Raw genomic sequence first — 19,271 nt, forward strand, 5'->3', positions numbered from 1 at the left:
TCCATGTCCCTCCTCGATCACATCGACTTTTCAGACCTGCGCATCTTCGTCACCATCCTGCGCACCGGCAGTTTCAAGGCCGCGGCGATCCAGCTGGGCCTGACGCCATCGGCCGCCAGCCATGCGATGAAGCGGCTGGAAGAAAGGCTTTCGACGCAGCTGCTGTACCGCTCCAGCCGGGCGGTGGCGCCCACGGCTGCCGGGGCGGAGCTGGCGCAGCGCCTGGAGGAGGGCTTCGAGAAGATCGGCGCCGCACTGGGCAACCTGGACAGCGCCGTGCTCGGCAGCCTGGGCCAGTTGCGCATCAATGTCTTCGCCGATGCGGCGCATCTGCTGATCGAGCCGGCCATTCCCGAATTCGTCCGGCAATGCCCGCAGGTCAAGCTGACGGTGGTGGTCGATGACAGGCCCATCGATATCATCGGCGAAGGCTATGACGCGGGAATCCGCTATGGGCATTACGTGCCCGAGGGCATGGCGACGGCGCCGCTCACGCGCGCGCAGCGCTGGGTGGCGGCGGCCTCGCCGGCTTATCTGGAGCGGCATGGGCGTCCGCAGGCGCTGGAAGAGCTGGCCGGCCACAACTGCATCCAGCTGCTGCTGGGCGACAACTCCAGCTACAAGTGGGAATTCGGCAAGGGGAAAAACAGCCGGCGCCTGCGTGTGCCGGGGCTGGTGACGATCAACAATACGGCCGCCACGATTGCGGCCGCCAGGGCGGGAGTAGGCATTGCCTACCTGCTGGAGGGAAGAATCAGGAAGGAACTGGAAGAGGGCGCGCTGGAGGTGGTGCTGCCCGAGTGGGCCGCGCCCAGCGAGCCTTTCCATATGTACTACAGCAGCCGGCGCCATGCGCATCCGGCCTTGCGCAAGCTGATCGACATCGTCCGGCTGCAGAACGGACTGGCCAGGCTGCGTTGAGCGCCTGGCCGGTCCGTGCGGCCATCAGTGCGCCGCCGAGGCTTCGGCGGCGCCGGCGCCGCCCTTGGACGGCTTGATGATCCAGATCAGCGGGATGATCGCCAGGAAGATCAGCGCCGACACATAGAAGATGTCGTTGATCCCCAGCATCGCCGCCTGGAACGTGATGGTGCGCTCGATCATGCCGGCCGTCTGCTGCTGGTCCAGGCCCAAGAGGCTGCTGATGTTGCCCACCGATTGCTGCAGCCAGGGGCTGTACGGCGTGGCATGCTCGGTCAACTGCGCGTGATGCATGATGGAGCGGTTGTTCCAGGCGGTGGTCGAGATCGAGGTGCCGACCGCGCCGCAGAACACGCGCACGAAGGACGACAGGCCGGCCGCGGCCGGAATCCGTTCCGGCGGCAGGCCCGACAGCAACAGCACCGTCAGCGGCACGAAGAACATCGCCGTCGGGATGCCCTGCAGCAGGGTCGGCATGATCACCGTCCACTGGTCGACATCGAGGTTGTAGCGCGAGCGCAGCCAGAACACCAGGGCGAAGCCGATGAAGGAAGCGGTCGCCACCTTGCGCGCATCCACCAGCGGCAGGAAGCGCCCGATCAACGGCATCAGGATCACCGCGAAGATGCCGATCGGCGCGGTCGACAGGCCGGAGTCGATCGAACGGTAGCCCAGGTATTGCTGCAGCCATTGCGGCAGGATCACCAGGTTGCCGAAGAACACGCCGTAGCCGATCGAGATGGCGATGGTGCCGCCGGCGAAATTGCGCCGGCCGAACAGCCGCAGGTCCACCACCGGGTGGTCGTTGTTGAGCTCCCACACGATGAAGTAGGCGAAGGCCACGGCCGCGATGATGGCCAGGGTGACGATGGTGGACGAGGAGAACCAGTCCAGGTCCTTGCCCTTGTCGAGCATGATCTGGAAGGCCGCCACCCAGGTCACCAGCAGCGCCAGCCCGATCTTGTCGATCGGCAGCTTGTGGGTCGGGGTTTCGCGCGAGCGGTAGATGGCCAGCGTGACCCCGGCCGCGACCAGGCCCACCGGCACGTTGATGTAGAAGATCCACGGCCAGGTATAGCTGTCGGTGATCCAGCCGCCCAGGGCGGGTCCTGCCACCGGCGCCACCACCGCCGTCATGCCCCATAGCGCCAGCGCGAACGAAGACTTGGATTTGGGGTAGGCCCCCAGCAGCAGCGACTGCGACAGCGGCACCATCGGCCCCGCCACCAGGCCTTGCAGCACGCGCGCGGCCAGCAGGATGGGCAGGGTCGGCGCCAGCCCGCACAGCCACGACGCCAGCACGAACAGCAGCACCGAGGTGACGAACAGGCGCACCGCGCCCACGCGCTGGGTCAGCCAGCCGGTCAGGGGAATGGAGATCGCATTGGCCGCCGCGAACGAAGTGATCACCCAGGTGCCCTCGTCGACGGAAACGCCGAGGTTGCCCGAAATGGTGGGGATCGCCACGTTCGCGATCGACGAATCGAGCACGTTCATGAACACCGCCAGCGATACCGACAGCGTGCCCAGCACCAGGTTGGCGCCGGTCAGCGGTGGTGGCGGTGTATAGGGAGTAGGGCTGTTCGCCATAAATGATTCGGGTACGGTTCAGGTCAGGTCTTGCAAATCAGGTATGCGGCACGGCCACGGATGCCTTGCCCTTTTTCTGCATCGACAGCCCGCCGGCGTTGTCGCCGATGATGCGCTCGACGATGGCGTCGGCCTGCTTGCCCAGGTCGTCGTAGACGCTGGTCTGGTAGCTGGCCGGGGCGTTTTCCAGCTGCTTGCCGTCGCCGTGGATATCAACCGTGGCGGTGGTGGACAGGCCGATGCGCAGCGGATGCGCGCGCACCTGCTCGGGGTCGAGCGCGATGCGCACCGGCACCCGCTGCACCACCTTGATCCAGTTGCCGGTGGCGTTCTGCGCCGGCAGCAGCGAGAACGCGCCGCCGGTGCCGGCCGAGAAGCCGACCACGGTACCCTTGTACTTCACGTCGGAGCCGTAGACGTCGGCCACCACTTCAACCGGCTGGCCGATGCGGATGTGTTTGATCTGGCCTTCCTTGAAGTTGGCGTCGATCCAGATCTGTTCCAGCGGCACGATGGCCATCAGCGGGTTGCCGGCGGCGATGCGCTGGCCGACTTGCACCGAGCGCTTGGAGACGAAGCCCGACACCGGCGCCACGATATTGACGCGGGCGTAGTTCAGGTAGGCGTTGCGTACGGCGCTGGCGGCTTGCTGCACGTTGGGGTGTTCGGTCACGCTGGTGTGGTCGGTCAGCGCGCGGTTGGCGGCGGCGGCGGCGCGCGCCTGGTCGAGGGCGGCGGTGGCGCTCTTGAAGGCGTCGCGGGCGTGCGAGACGTCTTCGGTCGATACCGCGCCCGAGGCCAGGCCGGCCTGGCGGCGCTGCAGGTCGTCCTTGGCGCGCGCCAGGTTCGATTCGGCGGCAGCCACATTGGCGGCCAGCGTGTCGTTGTTGAGGAACAGCTGGCGGGTCTGGCGCACGGCCTGGGCCAGCGCGGCTTCGGCCTGCGACAGCGCCAGCCTGGTGTCGGCCGCATCCAGCGTCACGAGCTGCTGGCCGGCGCTGACCAGTTGGGTATCGTCGGCCTTGATGGCAGTGACGGTGCCGCCGACCTGGGCGGAAATCTGCACGATGTTGCCGCCGACGTAGGCATCGTCGGTCTCTTCGAAGAAGCGGCCGTGCAGGAACCAGTACAGGAAGCAGATGGCGGCGACGATGAGCAGGGCCAGCGTCAGCAGGAACAACTGGCGCTTGCGCTTGCCGTTGCCATTTCCGTTGGCCTTGCCATTACCGTTGCCGTTGGCGTTTTGGGTGGTGCTTTCACTCATGGATTACTCCGTTTGATTTTCTTCGTAGCGGTTGTCTGGCTGCGCCGTCCTGGCCGGCACAGCGGGCCTGCCGCCGGCCGGATGGATGAGAGTCCGGCGGCAGGCCATGTCAGGTTTGCATTCAGGGTTGTTGCGGCTGTCCCGATCCGGGCTTGCCGGCCAGCGCCAGGCCGGCCTGCTGGGCCTCGAAGCCGCCGCCCAGCGCCTTGTACAGCGCCACCTGCTGGTCGCGGCGCGCCGCTTCCAGGCTGACCATGGCCTGGCGCTGCACCAGTACCCCGGTTTCGGCGGACAGCAGCGTGAGCTGCGACGCCAGGCCGATGCGATAGCGTTCCCTGGCCAGGTCGTAGGCGCGCTCGGCCGCTTCCAGCGCTTCGCGGCGGATCGGCAACTGGCGCTCGGTGGAGTGGATCGAGGCGATCTGGCGCGCCACGTCGGCATAGGCGTCGTTGACGGCCTTGTTATAGGTCGCCACGGCCAGGTCGTAATTGGCGTACTCGCCCTTGAGGCCGGCGCGCAGGGCGCCGCCTTCGAAGATCGGCAGGCTGATGGCCGGTCCGAAGGCGATCGACTTGCTGGCCGCGGTGAACGGATTGGTATTGAGCAGGGTGTCGAAGCCGATGGCCGCGCTCAGGTTGATGTCGGGATAGAAGCGCGACTTGGCCACATCGATGCCCTGGGTCGCGGCCTCCACCTGCCAGCGCGCGGCCACGATGTCGGGGCGGCGGCCCAGCAGGTTCAGGGGCAGGTCGGCCGGCAGGCCGGGCGTGGCGAGCCGGGTCATCTGCGGCGCCGCCAGTTGCAGGCCGCGGTCGGGGCCGCGGCCGGTGAGGGCGCCCAGCTGCTGCCGGATCAGCGTGATCTGGCCTTCGCTTTGCTCAAGCTGGGCGCGGGCGTCGGCGCTGCTGCTGCGCGACTGGTTGCGTTCGATCTGGGTATCCAGGCCGGTGCGCACGCGCTCGATGGTGATCTTTTGCAGCGCTTCGCGCTGGTCGACGGTGCGCTGCAGGATATCGTGCAGCGCATATTGCGCCGCCAGCTGGCTGTAGGCCGAGACGATCGAGGCGGTCAGCGCCAGGCGCGCTTCCTGCCCGCTGGCTTCGGCCGCCTTTTCGCTGGAGATGGCTTGCGCCAGCGCGGCATGGTTCTTGTTCCACAGGTCGAGTTCGTAGCCGATGTTGAGCATCGCCTTCTTCTCGTTGTACCAGTTGCCGCCATACGGCTCGGGATAGATCGTGGTGCTGGAGAACTGGTTGCGGATCACCGAGGCGTCGGCCGTGACCGTGGGCAGCAACGGCGCGCCGCGGGCCTCGGCCAGGGCGCCGGCGGCGGCGATGCGCGCCTGCGCCTGTTGCAGGTTGGGGCTGGAGGCCAGCGCTTCTTCGATCAGGGCATTGAGTTGCGGATCGCCGAATTGCCTGACCCAGTCGCTGCCGGGCCATTGGCCGGCGTTTTGCTGCTGCGGATCGGACAAGCTGCGCTGCGTGGCAAAATCGCTTGCCTGGGCGATGTGCCGGTCGCTGCCGATGCCGCTGAAACTGGCGCAACCGGACAGGCCCAGCAGGCCGATCATGGCGGCGCAAGCGGCGATCGCCCGCGGCCGGAGGGCGGGCGACATGGTGCGTTTCATAGAATTCTCCACGTTGAAAATTTTTGGCGATGCGAGTTTCTTGGGGATCTCGTATAACGGTTTTGCCCCGCCTGGCCCGGCGTTGCCGCATCGGGCGCTGGAGCAGGCGCGGCGGGGAAGTCCTGCTGCCCGCACCGATCGACGCGAGCCCGCCGCGCATGCTGGCGAGTAAAAACTCATTTTTGTATTATACTCTGAGATACGAACAATAACTCATGTTGCGAATCCGCGTCGGAGACGGCGGATTCCTCACTGAAGCGGAAAATGAAACTGCAACCTCGCAAAGAACCTCGCCAGGCACGCTCCCGTGCGATGGTCGACACTATCCTTGATGCCATGTCGCGCGTGCTGGTCGAGCGCGGCTACGCCAAGACCAATACCAATCTCGTGGCCGAGTCGGCCGGCATCAGCGTCGGCTCGCTGTACCAGTACTTCCCCAACAAGGACGCCCTGATCTTCGCGCTGCGCGAACGCCATGTCACGCGCATGCTGGCGCTGTTCGAAGACGTGGCCGCGCACATCGACGGCGCCGGTTCGCTGCACAGCGACTTCGAGGCGCTGATCGACGCGCTGGTCGCCGCCCACCTGGTCGAGCCCGAACTCAACCGCATCCTGGAAGAAGAGTTTCCCGCCTACAACCTGCCGGTCTCCACCGAAATCCGCCAGCGCTTCTTCGACGCCATCCGCGGCGTGCTGGAGAAGCATCGCGGCAGCATCACCACGCCCGACCTGGACGTGGCGACCTTCGTCTTGCAGCGCATGCTCAAGGCGCTGATCAACGCCGTCGTGCTGACCGGCCCCGGTGGCCTGTCCGCCGGCAGCGTGCGTCCGGAAATCCTGCCGGCCGTGATCGGCTACCTGACCGCGTCGCGCAGTTAGCACCTGTTGTTAGGGCCAGTTGTCAGAGCCTGTTCTCAGGAAAAATATTTTTCCCGGACTGGAATAATCGGGGATGGTTGGCGTATACCGAGTCAGGGTATGGCACATCGCGTAACCCAGTTAAGAACCTGTTCAACGCCTCGGCGGGAGTTGGGCAGGTTCTTTGAAAGGAAAATGACATGAGACTGCTTGCAACTTCCCTGGTAGCGCTGGCTTGCGCCACCGTTTCGTTGGGCGCATCGGCGCAGGGCGCCGGCGTGAAAGCCATGGGCGGCATATTGGTAGACAGCAAGGGGATGACCGTCTACACCTTCGACAAGGACACCGCCAACAGCGGCAAGAGCGTCTGCAACGGCCCTTGCGCCAAGGCATGGCCGCCGGTGGCGCCGATGGGCACGCCGGCCGCGCCGTATTCCAGCATCACCCGCGACGACGGCAGCGCCCAGCTGGCCTATGACGGCAAGCCGCTGTACCTGTACGAAAAAGACCAGAAACCGGGCGAGCGCGCCGGCGACAACTTCAAGGACATCTGGCACGTGGTCAAGCAATAAGCCCGACCCGGGCCGTTCCCTTCCACCTCATATGTTCGGACGCAAAGCCCGGCAGCAACCAGCGCGGCAGGCCGACGAGCAACTGATGCTCGCCTGCCTGCCGCGTTTGCGCCGCTACGCCCGCGCGTTGCTGGGCGAGCGCAGCGCCGCCGACGACCTGGTGCAGGACACCCTGGAGCGCGGCTGGGAAAAGCTGGCCTCATGGCAGCGCAGCGATGACATGCGTCCCTGGCTGTTTGCCATCATGCACAACCTGTATGTGGACCAGCGCCGCCGGCCCGCGCTGGCCATGGTCGGGCTGGACGAGATGGAGCTGCCGGAATCCGGCGCGATGCCGGCCGACCACGGCCTGGCATTGGACCTGGAGGCGGCGTTGCGCCTGTTGCCCGCAGGGCAGCGCGAAACCCTGCTGCTGGTGGTGCTGGAAGATATGTCCTACGAACAGGCGGCGACGGCGCTCGGCGTCCCGGTGGGGACGGTGATGTCGCGCCTGTCGCGCGGCCGCGAGCGTTTGCGCCTGCTGATGGATGGCGGGGCGCACGGGGCCGGGCCGGCGTCGTTGAAGGTGGTGAAATGAAATCCTCGGCAATCAGCGAAAACGACCTGCACGCCTATATCGACGGCCAGTTGCCGGCTGCGCGCCAGCGCGAGGTTGCGGACTGGCTGGAGCGCGACCCCGCGCATCTGGAAGCGCTGGAGCGCGTGCACGCTTACCGGCGGCAAAACGCCGCGCTGCATGCCTTGTATGACGAGGTGTTGGACGAGGCCATCCCTGCGCGCTTAACCGGGGCGGCACGCGCCAATCCCGCCGGCGCGGCGAACTACGCCTCCTGGCTGCGTTATGCGGCGATGCTGGCATTGGTGCTGGCCGGCGGCGCCGGCGGCTGGCTGCTGCGCGATGCCGCCCAGGATGGGGCGATGCAATGGCTGCCCGGTACGCACGCCCGGCTGGCGGCGGTGGCGCCGATCACCCTGGCGCGCCAGGCGGCGGTGGCGCATAACGTCTACAGCCCCGACCTGCGGCGTCCGGTCGAAGTCGGCGCCGACCAGGAGCAGGCGCTGGTCACCTGGCTGTCGCGCCGCATCGGCGCCAATGTGCGTGCGCCCAAGCTGGCGCCGCTGGGCTACGACCTGATCGGCGGCCGCTTGCTGCCGGGGCAGAGCGGGCCGGTGGCGCAGTTCATGTACCAGGATGCCGGCGGCCAGCGCTTGACCCTGTATGTCTCGCGCGACCAGGTGCAAAGCCGGGGAACGGGCTTCCGTTTCGCCCAGGAAGGCAAGGTCAACGTGTTCTACTGGATCGACGGCCAGTTCGGCTATGCGCTTTCGGGCGGCATTGCGCGCAATGAACTCTCGCGCATCGCCAGCTCGGTCTACGCGCAATTGGAAACGGCGCCGCCTGCGGCCGATTGAGCGATGCGCCGTCCTTACGGCTGGCGCGCCTCGTCGGCGGCGCCGTCCGCCGCTTGCGGCGCATCCTTGGGCGGCCAGAAGAATTCCCCCGGCTTTTTCAGGAAACGCTGCGACAAGGCCTTGAGCAGCTTGCCGCCCTGGCGGAAACGCACCTGCCTTGAGCGCAGCGCCACGAACAGCGCCAGCCCGAAACTCACCCACAGGTTGACCGCGCCCACCGCCAGCACGCCTGCCGCCGACAGCACGAACACCTTGACCCCGACGCCCCATTGCAGCGCCTCCATGGCGATGGCCAGGTTGGCGGCGGAAAAGGTGATGTGGCGGATGTCGATCGGCAGGCCGAGCAGGAAACCGATGGTGCCGATCGTGCCCAGCATGATGCCGAAGTAGAAATTCCCCATCAGGCCGCCCAGGCCGGTTTCCAGATAATCCCCCAGCCGCCGCGCGCGACGCTGGCCGATGATGGCGGTCAGCCAGCGCGCCCGCACCACGCGCTGCGACATGCGGGTATAGAGCGCCTTGTTGTCGTAGTAGCCCGAGATCAGACCGGCCAGGAACAGGCAGACGCCGGCGATGGCGGCGTGGAACAGCGCCAGGCTGCCGATCGGGTTGAGGTCGTGCAGCAGGTGGGCGGCCTTGTCGGCGTCGACGAAGTGCGAGCCGGTCAGGCGGAAATACCCGGTCACCAGCAGGTAAGCCATCGGGAAGGCCAGCGTCAGGTTGCCCAGCACCGCGATGAACTGGGTGCGGAACACCTGCACGATGATGTCGACCAGGCTTTGGATGTCGATGTTGCGGCTGTCGCCGCTGCGGTGCAGGGCAGCGGCGATGCGCGAGGCGGTCATGGCCGGCTGTTTGGTGGCCACGGTGAAATGCAGCACGTGGATCAGCATGAAACCCAGGGAATAATTCATGCTGAACAGGAAAGCCTCCACCAGCGGCGCCGCATGCAGTTCGGAAAACAGGATCTTGATCAGCGCCATGAAGCCGATGATGAAGCCGGCGCCGGCGGCCGAGCGGTACATGGCGCCGAATTCGCGGCGGTTCTCGGCGATGTAGTGCTCGCCGGTACGGCTGGCGTTTTCGATGATATTGCGCGCCAGCAGGTTGATGTTGCCGGCCAGCAGTCCGCGGATGGTGTACTTGCGGTTGTGCGCCTCCACCAGCTCCATCGCCAGCGCGAAGCCGGTGCGGCGTTTTTCCTGCGCATCCCCGCCGGCGTCGGGCTCGGCCAAGGCCAGCAACTGGCGCAGGCGCAACAGGTTCTGTTCCAGGCGCAGCAGGCGGTAGGTGAGCGAGACGCTGGTGCCGAGGCGCAGCGCATGTTTGCGGATCTTGTCGACCACCTCCTGGCACTGGTCCAGCAGCACCAGCACATGCCGCGCATCCTCCATCGGCGCGGTCTCGTCCTGCAGGCGGCGGCGGTAGCTTTCCATCCAGGCATGCAGCTCCACGTTTTGCATCAGGAACGGCGATTCGAAAGCCTTGACGTCGCTGTAGATGCGGATCAGCTCCGGTTCCGTGCCGATGGCGCTGATGCGGTAGGACAGCACCTGGATTGCCTGCAGCAATTCAGTCAGCGTCTTGCCCCGGTCCGGCTGGCCGGCGCCGGGCGGCAAGGCCGGCGTTGGCTCCGCCGCGGCGATGGTTTGCCACAGCGCATCCCATGTTTCGAATGGGATGGCCTGCAACCACAGGTGATCGCGTGCATCGGGGAAAACGATATCCAGGCAATCCTGCAGGTTGCGCTCATCCAGCGCCGGCGGCAGCACGCGATAGGCGAAGCGCCGGCGCAGCTCATGGAAGAAGCCGTCGTTGGAGAGGATGCCGGTGTCCGTGTAGAGGCTGGCCTGGCGCCGTACCGACAGCAGATGCAGGAGGTGGGTGCGCAACGCCGCCGCGTAGTGCGCATTGTCATGCAGCAGCAGCGTGAGCGTCTGCACCCGGCCCAGCGCCGAAGCCGGGTCGCCGTTGCGCCCCGGGCGCAGGCAGGCGACCAGTTCGGCGATGCCGGAGAGATCGGTGGACAGCGGGGCGGAGGCAATTTTTTCGAGGGCAGGCAGCATGAAGTCTTCGTCAGTGAAAAGGGGCAAGTCTAGCGGCGAAGTTTACCGTGCTCGCTCGCCGGAGAAATTAACATCTGAAAATTAAGGTAAGGACGATGCAATCGCGGTTAAGACTTCGATGGCGCTTGCCGCTAACACATGTGGTCATTGGGTAAAGAACACGCCTGTATGCTTGCCAGATCGGGGAGGAGGCATGCATGCGGCGGGCAAGCTTTGCGCGATGGCATCCTGTTGCATATCAATCAAGGAGTTCTCATGGAGATGGCAACGATTGCCAGCGGGGCGGCAACCGCCTGGCTGGCCGACAAGGCGGCGCAGTCCGTCGGCGTGGATTTGACCAAGGTCGCCAAGAATGTGGCGAACGATGTGGTCGATACCGTGGGGGCGGTTCTCCGCCTGCCAGCCAATATCAATATAGGCCGCATCATCAACACCATCGCCTAGTCGCCTGGGCATGCTGTGCGCAGCAGTCGGGCGCATGCGCTTGGATCGCATCCTCCGGGGTGCGATTTTTTTGCCCGTGCTTGATTATTTTTTAATATTTCTTATTGGAAATATTGAGGGCGCCATGAAAAGAATTCCCCTTATTTCTTTAAAATGATTGATTGATGTAAAGAAACGGGTTTGAATGCCGTTATGCAGATACTGCCTGCCTGAAGTCGGCCGGCAGTGATCTTGTCCTCAAAAGGAGTGGTTCATGGATGTTACTCAAATTGCTTCGGTGGCAACCAACCTGGCCTCGGCGCAAACCTCCGATGCGGTCAACATGCTGGTGCTCAAGAAAGCCTTGAATACACAGGCAGCAGCCGCAATCGGGCTGCTGCAGGCACTGCCGCAGTTGCCGGCCAATCCGAATATCGGGCGGAACGTGAATACGACCGCCTGAGCAGTTGTCGTCGGGTTTAGGAAATCGCAGCCTTCGGGCTGCGATTTTTTTTGTCCATGGCTTGCGGGGAGCATGCGACGGCCCCACCGGCTGCCTGCCAGCCGGGGGCGCGGGCTTTGCGCAAGCTGGCCGGCTGTCTTGACCCGGCGGCAATCAAAAAATGGGGTTTTAAAATGACCATTTAATTGATTTTTTATATAAATAAACAATAAATTAGTCATTTCTTGTTTTGAACAGTTATTTGGGTAAAAATACATTCTCAACCTGAACACTGAGGCACATCCCATGGCCAGCATCCTGGATATCGGCGAGCAGATCCGGCGCGCCCGCAAGGCCCGCAAACTGAGCGCGGTCGAACTCGCGGCCCAGGCCGGCATTCATCGCAATACGCTGCTGGCGCTGGAAACCGGCAAGGGCAATATCGAACTGGCCAGGTTGCTGGCCATCTGCAGCGAGCTGGAGCTGGAGCTGGAGCTGGTGCCGCAGGCGGTAGCCCGGCTGCGCCGCGCCGATGCCGACGCTGCCGGCGCCGGCAGCATGACCGAGTTGTCCGAGCAACTGCACGGGCTGATGCATAAGCGGAGCCGCCCATGAGCATGCTGCGTTCCCTGCGCATCCGCCTGGGGCTCGACGACGTCGGCTCGCTGTTTGCCCTGGATGACGGGCGCTGCTATTTCCGGTTTGACGACGCCTATGCCGCCAACGCCGCACGCCCCGTGCTGTCGCAGCTGTACCAGGCCGCCAGCGAAGAGCGCACCGCGGCCCAGCTCCTGAACCCGACCCTGGCAGTCAACCGCGGCGATGGCAAGGGCGGCTTGCCGCCGTTTTTCCAGAACCTGCTGCCGGAAGGCCAGTTGCGCAAGCACCTGATACAGCGCGCAGGCTTGTCGCCGGATGACGAATTCGGCCTGCTGGCCTATTGCGGCAAGGACTTGCCCGGCGATGTCTCGGCCCTGGCCGAGCAGCTCGATGACAGGCACCTGGGGCGCCTGCTCGGCCAGGGGCATGACAGCTACGAAATGAGTTCGGGGCAATTGCCGGTGCCGGAGGGCGAATCGCTGTCCGGCGTGCAGCCGAAACTGGCGCTGGTGCAGGAGGGCGGCCGCTATGTGATGCGTTCCAGGGATCGGCAGGGCAGCCATTTCATCGCCAAGCTGCCGGCCTCCGACTATCCCAACATGCCGCAGGTGGAGTTCGCTTCGCTGACGCTGGCCGCCGCCGCCGGCGTCGAGGTCTGCCAGTTCGCATTGGAGCCGCTGTCGGCCATTGCCGACCACCTGCCGTTCGGCCTGCGCAACGACGCCAGCCGTTTCTTGCTGGTGCACCGTTTCGACCGCGACGCGCCTACGCCCACCGGCCGTCTGCACATGGAAGATTTCGCCCAGGTCACCGGCACCGCGCCCGGCGCCAAATACGCCGGCACCTATGCCGCCATCGGCATGGTGCTGCTGGAGCGCAGCGTGCGCGGCGCCGACGATGTGTTCGAACTGCTGCGGCGGATCAAGGTGAATGAACTGCTCGGCAATTTCGATGCGCACCTGAAAAACTTCAGCCTCCTGTACCGCACGCCGCGGCAGGCCGCGCTGTCGCCGGCCTATGACATCGTCGCCTATGCCGCGTATGTCGGCGGCAATGGCCATGCCTTGAATTTCGTGCCGGGGCAACAGGGCAAGCAACTGCTCACGCCGGCGATCCTGCGCCAGCTTGCCAATATCTGGGGTATCCCGGAACCCAAGCTGCAGGCGGTATTGGTGGAGACGGTAGCGCGCGCCATGACGCACTGGCCGGCGCTGATCGCGCAATTGCCGTTTACCGACGCGCAGCGCGGCAAGCTGCTGGCGCATATCGACGCCAATGCCAGCGTGGCCGCATGGCGGCGGCGCGCGGCGCGCAAGCAAACCGCGCGAGGAGAAAATCAGTGAGGCCGACGCCGACCTTGCCGGTGCGCGACGGCCTTGCGCCCAGTTACCTATGGCTGCAGCCGGGGCCGTGGCCCGACATGCTGTCCTTCCTGGCCGAGCGCTTCACCGCCGTCCCGCCGCCCGTGTGGCGCGAACGCCTGCTGCGCGGCGAAGTGCGCAACCAGCGCGGCGAAGCGCTGCGGCCGGAAACCCCTTACCGCAGCGGCGACTGCATTTTTTATTACCGCCAATTGCCGCAAGGCGAGGCGCGCATTCCGGTGGAGGAAAAGATCCTTCACATCGACGATCATCTGCTGGTGGCCGACAAGCCGCATTTCCTGCCGGTGATCCCGACCGGGCGTTTCGTGCAGGAGACCTTGCTGGTGCGCCTGAAGAAGGCAACCGGGCTGGAACATCTCACGCCGATCCATCGCCTGGACCGCGAGACGGCCGGCGTGATCGTGTTCTCGCACCATCCGGGCAGCCGCGGCAAATACCAGTCCATGTTCCAGCGGCGCGCCATGTACAAGGTGTACGAAGCCATCGCGCCATTGCGCGCGGAGCTGGCATTGCCGCTGGTGCATCGCAGCCGCGTGGAAGAGATCCCGGGGCAGTTCTTCAAGATGCATGAAGCGCCGGGCGAGCCCAATTCGGAAACCCATATCTCGCTAGTCGAGCCGCGCGGGGAACTGGGCTTGTATCGCCTGGAGCCGGTGACCGGACGGCGCCACCAGCTGCGCGTGCACATGGCCTCGCTGGGCATTCCCATCCTCAACGACCTGTTCTATCCGGAGGCGGTGCCGGTGGGCGTGGCCGATGACCTCGACAAGCCGTTGAAGCTGCTGGCGCGTTCATTGTTCTTCATCGATCCGCTGGACGGCAGCGAGCGCCATTTCCGCAGCGAACGCACCCTCTGAGAAGCCGATAGGTTCTCAGCGGCAAGACCGCTACAATCGGTACCGGCATGATCACAATCCATCCAAGAGAAAGACATAGATGACATCTGCTTTCGCACCGTATAAGAAAACCCCGTTGAACATCCTTGCCGCCATGTTGTTCGCGCTCGGCGCGCAATCCGCGCTGGCCGCGCCGCAGGCGCCGTTCTACGACATGGCGCAACAAGAGAAGGCCGGCCTGATCGACACCATGCGCGACCTGGTCGGCATCGAGTCGGGCAGCAAGGACCTGGAGAGCCTGGCGAAGATCGCCGCGCTGATCCGCGACCGCCTGGCCGCGCTCGGCGGCAAGGCCGAGCTGCTGGATGCGCCCGAGGTCTACCGCATGGGCGACACGCCGGAGAAGATCGGCCAGATCGTACATGCCGAATTCAAGGGCAGCGGCCGGCGCAAGATCATGCTGATCGCGCACATGGATACCGTGTACCTCCGCGGCATGTTGAAAGACCAGCCGTTCCGCGTCGACGGCAACAAGGCCTACGGCCTGGGCATCGCCGACGACAAGCAGGGCATCGCCACCATCCTGCATACCATCGCCATCCTGCAGAAGGCGGGTTTCAAGGACTATGACACGCTGACCGTGCTGATCAACGGCGACGAGGAAATCAGCTCGCCGGGCGGGCGCAGCCTGCACACGAAATACGGCGCCGAGCAGGACGTGGTGCTGTCGTTCGAAGGCGGCGGCGCCGATGGCCAGTTGCGCCTGGCCACCAGCGGCATCGGCGCGGCTTACCTGACGGTGGCCGGCAAGTCCTCGCACGCGGGCGCGGCGCCGGAGAAGGGCGTCAACGCGCTGTACGAGCTGTCGCACCAGTTGCTGCAGCTGGACAAGCTGTCCCAGCCCGAGCGCGGCCTGAAGCTGAACTGGACCGTGGCCCAGGCCGGCACCAACCGCAACGTCATTCCCGCTGCCGCCAGCGCGCAGGCCGATGCGCGCGCGCTGAAAGTGAGCGACTTCGAACAGTTGCAGCAGCGCCTGAACGACGGCATCAGGCAGCAGTTGATCCCCGAGGCCAAGGTCAGCGTCAAGTTCGAGATGCGTCGTCCGCCGCTGGAAGCCACGCCAGCCTCGCGCAAGGTGGCGGCGCATGCGCGCGCCATCTATGAAGAAATCGGCATGCCGTTGAAGGTCGCCGAAGTCGCCACCGGCGGCGGCACCGATGCGGCCTTCGCGGCCCTGAAGAGCCGCGGCGCGGTGATCGAAGGCATGGGCCTGAGCGGCTTCGGCGCACACTCCAACGATGCCGAATACGTGCTGCTCGATACCATCGTGCCGCGCCTGTACCTGTCCACGCGCTTGATCATGGACGTGGCGCAGGATAAGGTGAAGTAAATACGGTGAAGTGAATGCGCCGTTGAAGCGGCAGTAAGTCACGAAGGACAGGCAGGAGAGGAAGGAAAGACGGCGGCCCCGGTGACGGGCCGCCGTTTTTTTGCGGGGTCAGGTCTCGAACAGGCTCAGGCTGCCGATTTCAGCTGGTGCAGCGACGCCACCAGATCGGCGAAGCGCTGCCCCTGGATCATGATGTGCTGGCGCAGCACCTCCACCGTCTTTTCCGCATCGCCGGCGATGATGGCGTCGACCGCCGCCTGATGCTCGTCGAACGACATCTTCAGGCGGTCGCGCACCCGCAACTGCAGGCGCCGGTACGGGCGCAGCCGGCGGTGCAGCGCGCGCGCCTGCTCGGCCAGGAAGCTGTTGTGGCTGCCGGCGTAGATGCGGTCGTGGAAGGCTTCGTTAAGGTAGAAATAGGCGTCCGGGTCGGAGGCATCGCGCGCCGCCTTGCAGGCCTGGTGCGCCGCCATCAGCTCGGCATGCTCGGCCGGCGTCATGCGGCGCGCGGCCAGGCGGCCGCACATGGCTTCGAACTCGGCCATGACCTCGAACATTTCAATCAGTTTCTGCGGGCCGATCTCGGCCACGATGGCGCCGCGCCGCGGGCGCATTTCGACGATGCCCATCGAATCCAGCTGGATCAGCGCTTCCCGGATCGGCGTGCGCGAAACCCCGAATTCCTCGGCCAGCGAGGTCTCGTCCAGGTGCTGCCCCGGCGCCAGCTTGCCGACGGCGATCATTTCCTCGATCGATTCGCGCAGGGTTTCAGAGCGTTTCTTGGCGGTCTCCATCTTGGGAATCCTTTTTTGGGATTGCATACAAGACAATTATTTTATATGAATTTATGCTTGACAATGTATTCGTTTCCTAAGAAATTGTATACACGATGAGATCATAAAAACACACGCAGTATCCATCAATCCTAAGGAGGAGACACGAAATGACTTCCAAGACACGTCGGCATTTGCTGGGCGCGCTCGCTGCTGCGCCCTTTTTTGCGGGGACGCAACTGGCCTGGGGCCAGGCGACGAACCTGAAGATCTCGCACCAGTTTCCCGGCGGCACCATCAATGAAGGCGACTTCCGCGACCGCCTGGTGCGCATGTTCGCCCAGCAGGTCAGCGAACGCACCAAGGGCAGCCTGAAGTTCGAGATCTATCCCGGTTCTTCGCTGATGAAGACCAATGCGCAGTTCTCCGCCATGCGCAAGGGCGCGCTGGACATGTCGCTGGTGCCGCTGAACTACGCCGGCGGCGAAGTCCCCGAAACCAACATCGGCCTGATGCCCGGCCTGGTGACTTCTTACCAGCAGGGCGCATCGTGGAAGAACGCCGAAGTCGGCAAGGAGCTGGCGCGCATCCTGGGCGAGAAGGGCGTGGTCATCGTCAGCTGGATCTGGCAGGCCGGCGGGGTGGCTTCGCGCGGCAAGCCGATCGTCGATCCGGCCGATGCCAAGGGCATGAAGGTGCGCGGCGGCTCGCGCGAGATGGACCTGATCCTGAAGGAAGCCGGCGCGGCCGTGGTGACGCTGCCTTCCAACGAAATCTACGCCGCCATGCAGACCGGCGCCATGGATGCGGCGATGACTTCGTCGACCTCCTTCATGTCGTTCCGCCTGGAAGAAGTCGCCAAGGCGCTCACCACCGGCCGCGACAAGGCCTACTGGTACATGTTCGAGCCGCTGATGATGTCCAAGGCGGTGTTCGAGCGCCTGTCCAAGGACCAGCAGGCCGTCGTCATGGCGGTCGGCGCCGAGATGGAGCAGTTCGCCATGAAGGCGGCGCAGGCCGACGACATCGCCGTGGCCCAGGTCTACCAGAAGGCCGGCGCCAAGGTGGTCGACCTGAATGCGGAAGTGGTCAAGAAGTGGCAGGACATCGCCCGCAATACCGCCTGGAAGGATTTCGCCGCGCGTAACGCCAACTGCGCCAACCTGCTGAAGCTGGCGGAGAAAACCCTATGAGCCACGGTTTCGAGATGCCGGGCGCCGCTGCGGCACGTCCGGTGGTGCCGGCCTGGGCGCCGCTGGCGTGGCTGGCCGCGGCGCTGGAGAAGTTCCACAAGCTGGCGGTGTTCCTGGGCATGATCGCGCTGGTGGTGACCTCGTGCATCCTGACCTATTCGGTAGTGGTGCGTTATTTCTTCCACCATCCCACCGACTGGCAGGATGAGGCCTCGGTGTTCATGCTGGTGGGCGTGATCTTCCTGTGCTCGGCCTACGTGCAGTCGCTGCGCGGCCATATCGGCATCGAAGCCCTGGCCGGCTTCCTGTCGCCGGCCGCCAACCGCGTGCGCATGTTCATCGTCGACCTGTTTTCCTTTTTCTTTTGCGCTTTCTTCGCGTGGAAATCGTGGACGCTGTTCCATGAGGCCTGGGTCGATGGCCAGACCACATCGTCGACCTTCGCGCCGCCGCTGTGGATTCCCTATTCGATGATGGCGCTGGGCATGACCGTGCTCACGCTGCAACTGCTGGTGCAGGTGCTGGTGCGCATCACCGGCACGGTGGAAGCGAAAGGGGGCGCGCAATGAGCCCGCTCACGCTTGGCGCCCTGTACGGGATCGTCACCATCGCCGTCATGTGTTCCGGCATGCCCATCGCCTTCGCGCTGGGCGTGGTGGCCACCGGTTTCATGTACGTCTTCATGCCGGCCTCTTCGCTGGACACCATCACGCAAAACGTCTACGAAGAAATCGCCTCGATCACGCTGCTGTCGATCCCGCTGTTCATCCTGAAGGGGGCCGCCATCGGCAAGTCGCCGGCGGGCAAGGACCTGTATTCGGCCATCCACGCCTGGTTGAACCGCGTGCCGGGCGGGCTGGGCATCGCCAACGTGTTCGCCTGCGCGCTGTTCGCCGCCATGGCCGGTTCCTCGCCGGCGACCTGCTCGGCGATCGGTTCGGCCGGCATTCCTGAAATGCGCCGGCGCGGTTACTCGCCGGGCTTCGCGGCCGGCATCATCGCCGCCGGCGGCACGCTGGGCATCCTGTTGCCGCCGTCGATCACCATGATCCTGTACGCGGTGGCCGCCGAGCAGTCGCTGGGCCGCCTGTTCCTGGCCGGCATCGGCCCGGGCGTGCTGCTGGTGCTGCTGTTCGCCGGTTATGCCGTCTACCGCGCCCGCAAGGAATACAAGCTGGCGCATGCGGTCTACAGCGCCGGCGGCGCCAAGTCGGCCTACCTGGACGACGAGCACTTCACGCTGGCGCAGAAGGTGGAGATGCTGCCGCGCGTGCTGCCGTTCCTGATCCTCTTGATCGGCGTGATGGTGGCGCTCTACGGCGGGCTGGCCACGCCCTCCGAGACCGCCGGCCTGGGCGCGCTCTTGGCGCTGGTGCTGATCGCCATCGTCTACCGCATCTACAAGCCGCGCGAGATCGCGCCGTTCCTCTCCTCGACGATCAAGGAGTCGGGCATGCTGCTGCTGATCATCGGCATGTCGCTGCTGTATTCCTACGTGATGAGCTACCTGCACATCAGCCAGTCGGCGGCGCAATGGGTGGTCGACCTGCACCTGTCCAAATGGCTGCTGCTGGCGGTGATCCTGCTGATGGTGATCGTGCTGGGCTTCTTCCTGCCGCCGGTGTCGATCATCCTGATGACCGCACCCATCATCCTGCCGCCGCTGAAGGCAGCCGGTTTCGACCTGATCTGGTTCGGCATCGTGATGACGGTGGTGATGGAGATGGGGCTGATCCACCCGCCGGTGGGGCTGAACCTGTTCGTGATCAAGAACATCGCGCCGGACATTCCCCTGGGCGACGTCATCAAGGGCACCATTCCTTTCCTGGCGCTGATGTTCCTGGCGGTCGTGCTGCTGTGCATGTTCCCCGGCATCGCGACCGTATTGCCTGACTTACTGATGGGAGCGAAGTAA

The 19,271-nt window shown here is 64.9% G+C and carries 19 protein-coding genes; 14 read left to right on the plus strand and 5 right to left on the minus strand.

The window, feature by feature from the left end; genetic code table 11:
• The first annotated feature begins 3 nt into the window (after nt 1-3).
• Nucleotides 4-921 (plus strand): LysR family transcriptional regulator, encoded by a 918-nt coding sequence (locus FB598_RS16495; RefSeq protein WP_141916509.1) that lies wholly within the window; start codon nt 4-6, stop codon nt 919-921.
• A gap of 24 nt (nt 922-945) precedes the next feature.
• On the opposite strand, the gene FB598_RS16500 is transcribed toward FB598_RS16495, so the two are convergent.
• From FB598_RS16500 to FB598_RS16510, 3 genes are all read right to left on the minus strand, one after another.
• On the minus strand, nt 946-2,511 hold the full coding sequence (locus FB598_RS16500; RefSeq protein ID WP_141916512.1) for a DHA2 family efflux MFS transporter permease subunit: 1,566 nt from the start codon (nt 2,509-2,511) through the stop codon (nt 946-948).
• Between the two features lie 37 nt (nt 2,512-2,548).
• A complete protein-coding gene (locus FB598_RS16505) occupies nt 2,549-3,775 on the minus strand; it encodes an HlyD family efflux transporter periplasmic adaptor subunit (RefSeq protein WP_141916514.1) in 1,227 nt (408 codons plus the stop codon).
• A 121-nt stretch (nt 3,776-3,896) separates the two neighbouring features.
• Entirely contained in the window at nt 3,897-5,405 is a 1,509-nt protein-coding gene (locus FB598_RS16510; protein ID WP_141916516.1) for an efflux transporter outer membrane subunit, read from the minus strand.
• 264 nt (nt 5,406-5,669) lie between these two features.
• Here FB598_RS16510 and FB598_RS16515 point away from each other — a divergent pair, with 264 nt between their 5' ends.
• The 4 genes from FB598_RS16515 (at nt 5,670) to FB598_RS16530 (ending at nt 8,248) form a co-directional block, all read left to right on the plus strand.
• Nucleotides 5,670-6,284, plus strand: a complete 615-nt coding sequence (locus FB598_RS16515) for a TetR/AcrR family transcriptional regulator (RefSeq protein WP_141916519.1) — start codon at nt 5,670-5,672, stop codon at nt 6,282-6,284.
• Between the two features lie 179 nt (nt 6,285-6,463).
• Nucleotides 6,464-6,835 (plus strand): hypothetical protein, encoded by a 372-nt coding sequence (locus tag FB598_RS16520; RefSeq protein ID WP_141916521.1) that lies wholly within the window; start codon nt 6,464-6,466, stop codon nt 6,833-6,835.
• 31 nt (nt 6,836-6,866) lie between these two features.
• Entirely contained in the window at nt 6,867-7,412 is a 546-nt protein-coding gene (locus FB598_RS16525) for an RNA polymerase sigma factor (protein WP_141916524.1), read from the plus strand.
• The gene (locus tag FB598_RS16530; RefSeq protein WP_141916527.1) at nt 7,409-8,248 is read left to right on the plus strand and encodes an anti-sigma factor; all 840 of its coding nucleotides are present in this window, start codon (nt 7,409-7,411) and stop codon (nt 8,246-8,248) included. Before FB598_RS16525 ends, FB598_RS16530 begins: the two co-directional genes overlap by 4 nt.
• Before the next feature lie 14 nt (nt 8,249-8,262).
• On the opposite strand, the gene FB598_RS16535 is transcribed toward FB598_RS16530, so the two are convergent.
• Nucleotides 8,263-10,314 carry a site-specific recombinase gene (locus tag FB598_RS16535; RefSeq protein ID WP_141916529.1) on the minus strand — a complete coding sequence of 684 codons (2,052 nt, stop codon included), beginning with the start codon at nt 10,312-10,314 and terminating at the stop codon, nt 8,263-8,265.
• A gap of 255 nt (nt 10,315-10,569) precedes the next feature.
• On the opposite strand from FB598_RS16535, the gene FB598_RS16540 reads away from it, so the two are divergent.
• The 6 genes from FB598_RS16540 to FB598_RS16565 all read left to right on the plus strand — a co-directional run bounded on the left by FB598_RS16540 (nt 10,570) and on the right by FB598_RS16565 (nt 15,390).
• Nucleotides 10,570-10,758 (plus strand): hypothetical protein, encoded by a 189-nt coding sequence (locus FB598_RS16540; RefSeq protein WP_141916532.1) that lies wholly within the window; start codon nt 10,570-10,572, stop codon nt 10,756-10,758.
• Nucleotides 10,759-11,011: 253 nt separating this feature from the next.
• On the plus strand, nt 11,012-11,200 hold the full coding sequence (locus tag FB598_RS16545; RefSeq protein ID WP_141916534.1) for a YjfB family protein: 189 nt from the start codon (nt 11,012-11,014) through the stop codon (nt 11,198-11,200).
• Nucleotides 11,201-11,485: 285 nt separating this feature from the next.
• Entirely contained in the window at nt 11,486-11,794 is a 309-nt protein-coding gene (locus FB598_RS16550) for a helix-turn-helix transcriptional regulator (RefSeq protein ID WP_141916537.1), read from the plus strand.
• A complete protein-coding gene (locus FB598_RS16555; protein ID WP_141916540.1) occupies nt 11,791-13,122 on the plus strand; it encodes a type II toxin-antitoxin system HipA family toxin in 1,332 nt (443 codons plus the stop codon). Before FB598_RS16550 ends, FB598_RS16555 begins: the two co-directional genes overlap by 4 nt.
• Complete coding sequence (locus FB598_RS16560) at nt 13,119-14,018, plus strand: pseudouridine synthase (protein WP_141916543.1); 900 nt, start codon at nt 13,119-13,121, stop codon at nt 14,016-14,018. The genes FB598_RS16555 and FB598_RS16560 overlap by 4 nt, the downstream gene beginning before the upstream one ends.
• Before the next feature lie 79 nt (nt 14,019-14,097).
• Nucleotides 14,098-15,390, plus strand: coding sequence for a M20/M25/M40 family metallo-hydrolase (locus tag FB598_RS16565; protein WP_183405880.1), 1,293 nt, complete (start codon nt 14,098-14,100; stop codon nt 15,388-15,390).
• A gap of 125 nt (nt 15,391-15,515) precedes the next feature.
• Here FB598_RS16565 and FB598_RS16570 read toward each other — a convergent pair whose 3' ends face one another.
• Nucleotides 15,516-16,184 carry a GntR family transcriptional regulator gene (locus FB598_RS16570; protein WP_141916545.1) on the minus strand — a complete coding sequence of 223 codons (669 nt, stop codon included), beginning with the start codon at nt 16,182-16,184 and terminating at the stop codon, nt 15,516-15,518.
• Between the two features lie 149 nt (nt 16,185-16,333).
• Here FB598_RS16570 and dctP point away from each other — a divergent pair, with 149 nt between their 5' ends.
• From dctP to FB598_RS16585, 3 genes are read left to right on the plus strand one after another with little or no spacing between them, the layout of a single operon-like run.
• Nucleotides 16,334-17,356 carry a TRAP transporter substrate-binding protein DctP gene (dctP, locus tag FB598_RS16575; RefSeq protein WP_141916547.1) on the plus strand — a complete coding sequence of 341 codons (1,023 nt, stop codon included), beginning with the start codon at nt 16,334-16,336 and terminating at the stop codon, nt 17,354-17,356.
• Nucleotides 17,353-17,925, plus strand: coding sequence for a TRAP transporter small permease (locus FB598_RS16580; RefSeq protein WP_141916550.1), 573 nt, complete (start codon nt 17,353-17,355; stop codon nt 17,923-17,925). Before dctP ends, FB598_RS16580 begins: the two co-directional genes overlap by 4 nt.
• Nucleotides 17,922-19,271 (plus strand): TRAP transporter large permease, encoded by a 1,350-nt coding sequence (locus FB598_RS16585; RefSeq protein ID WP_141916552.1) that lies wholly within the window; start codon nt 17,922-17,924, stop codon nt 19,269-19,271. The genes FB598_RS16580 and FB598_RS16585 overlap by 4 nt, the downstream gene beginning before the upstream one ends.

This window comes from Herbaspirillum sp. SJZ106, assembly GCF_006715495.1.
In the GTDB taxonomy this organism is placed as follows: domain Bacteria; phylum Pseudomonadota; class Gammaproteobacteria; order Burkholderiales; family Burkholderiaceae_D; genus Herbaspirillum.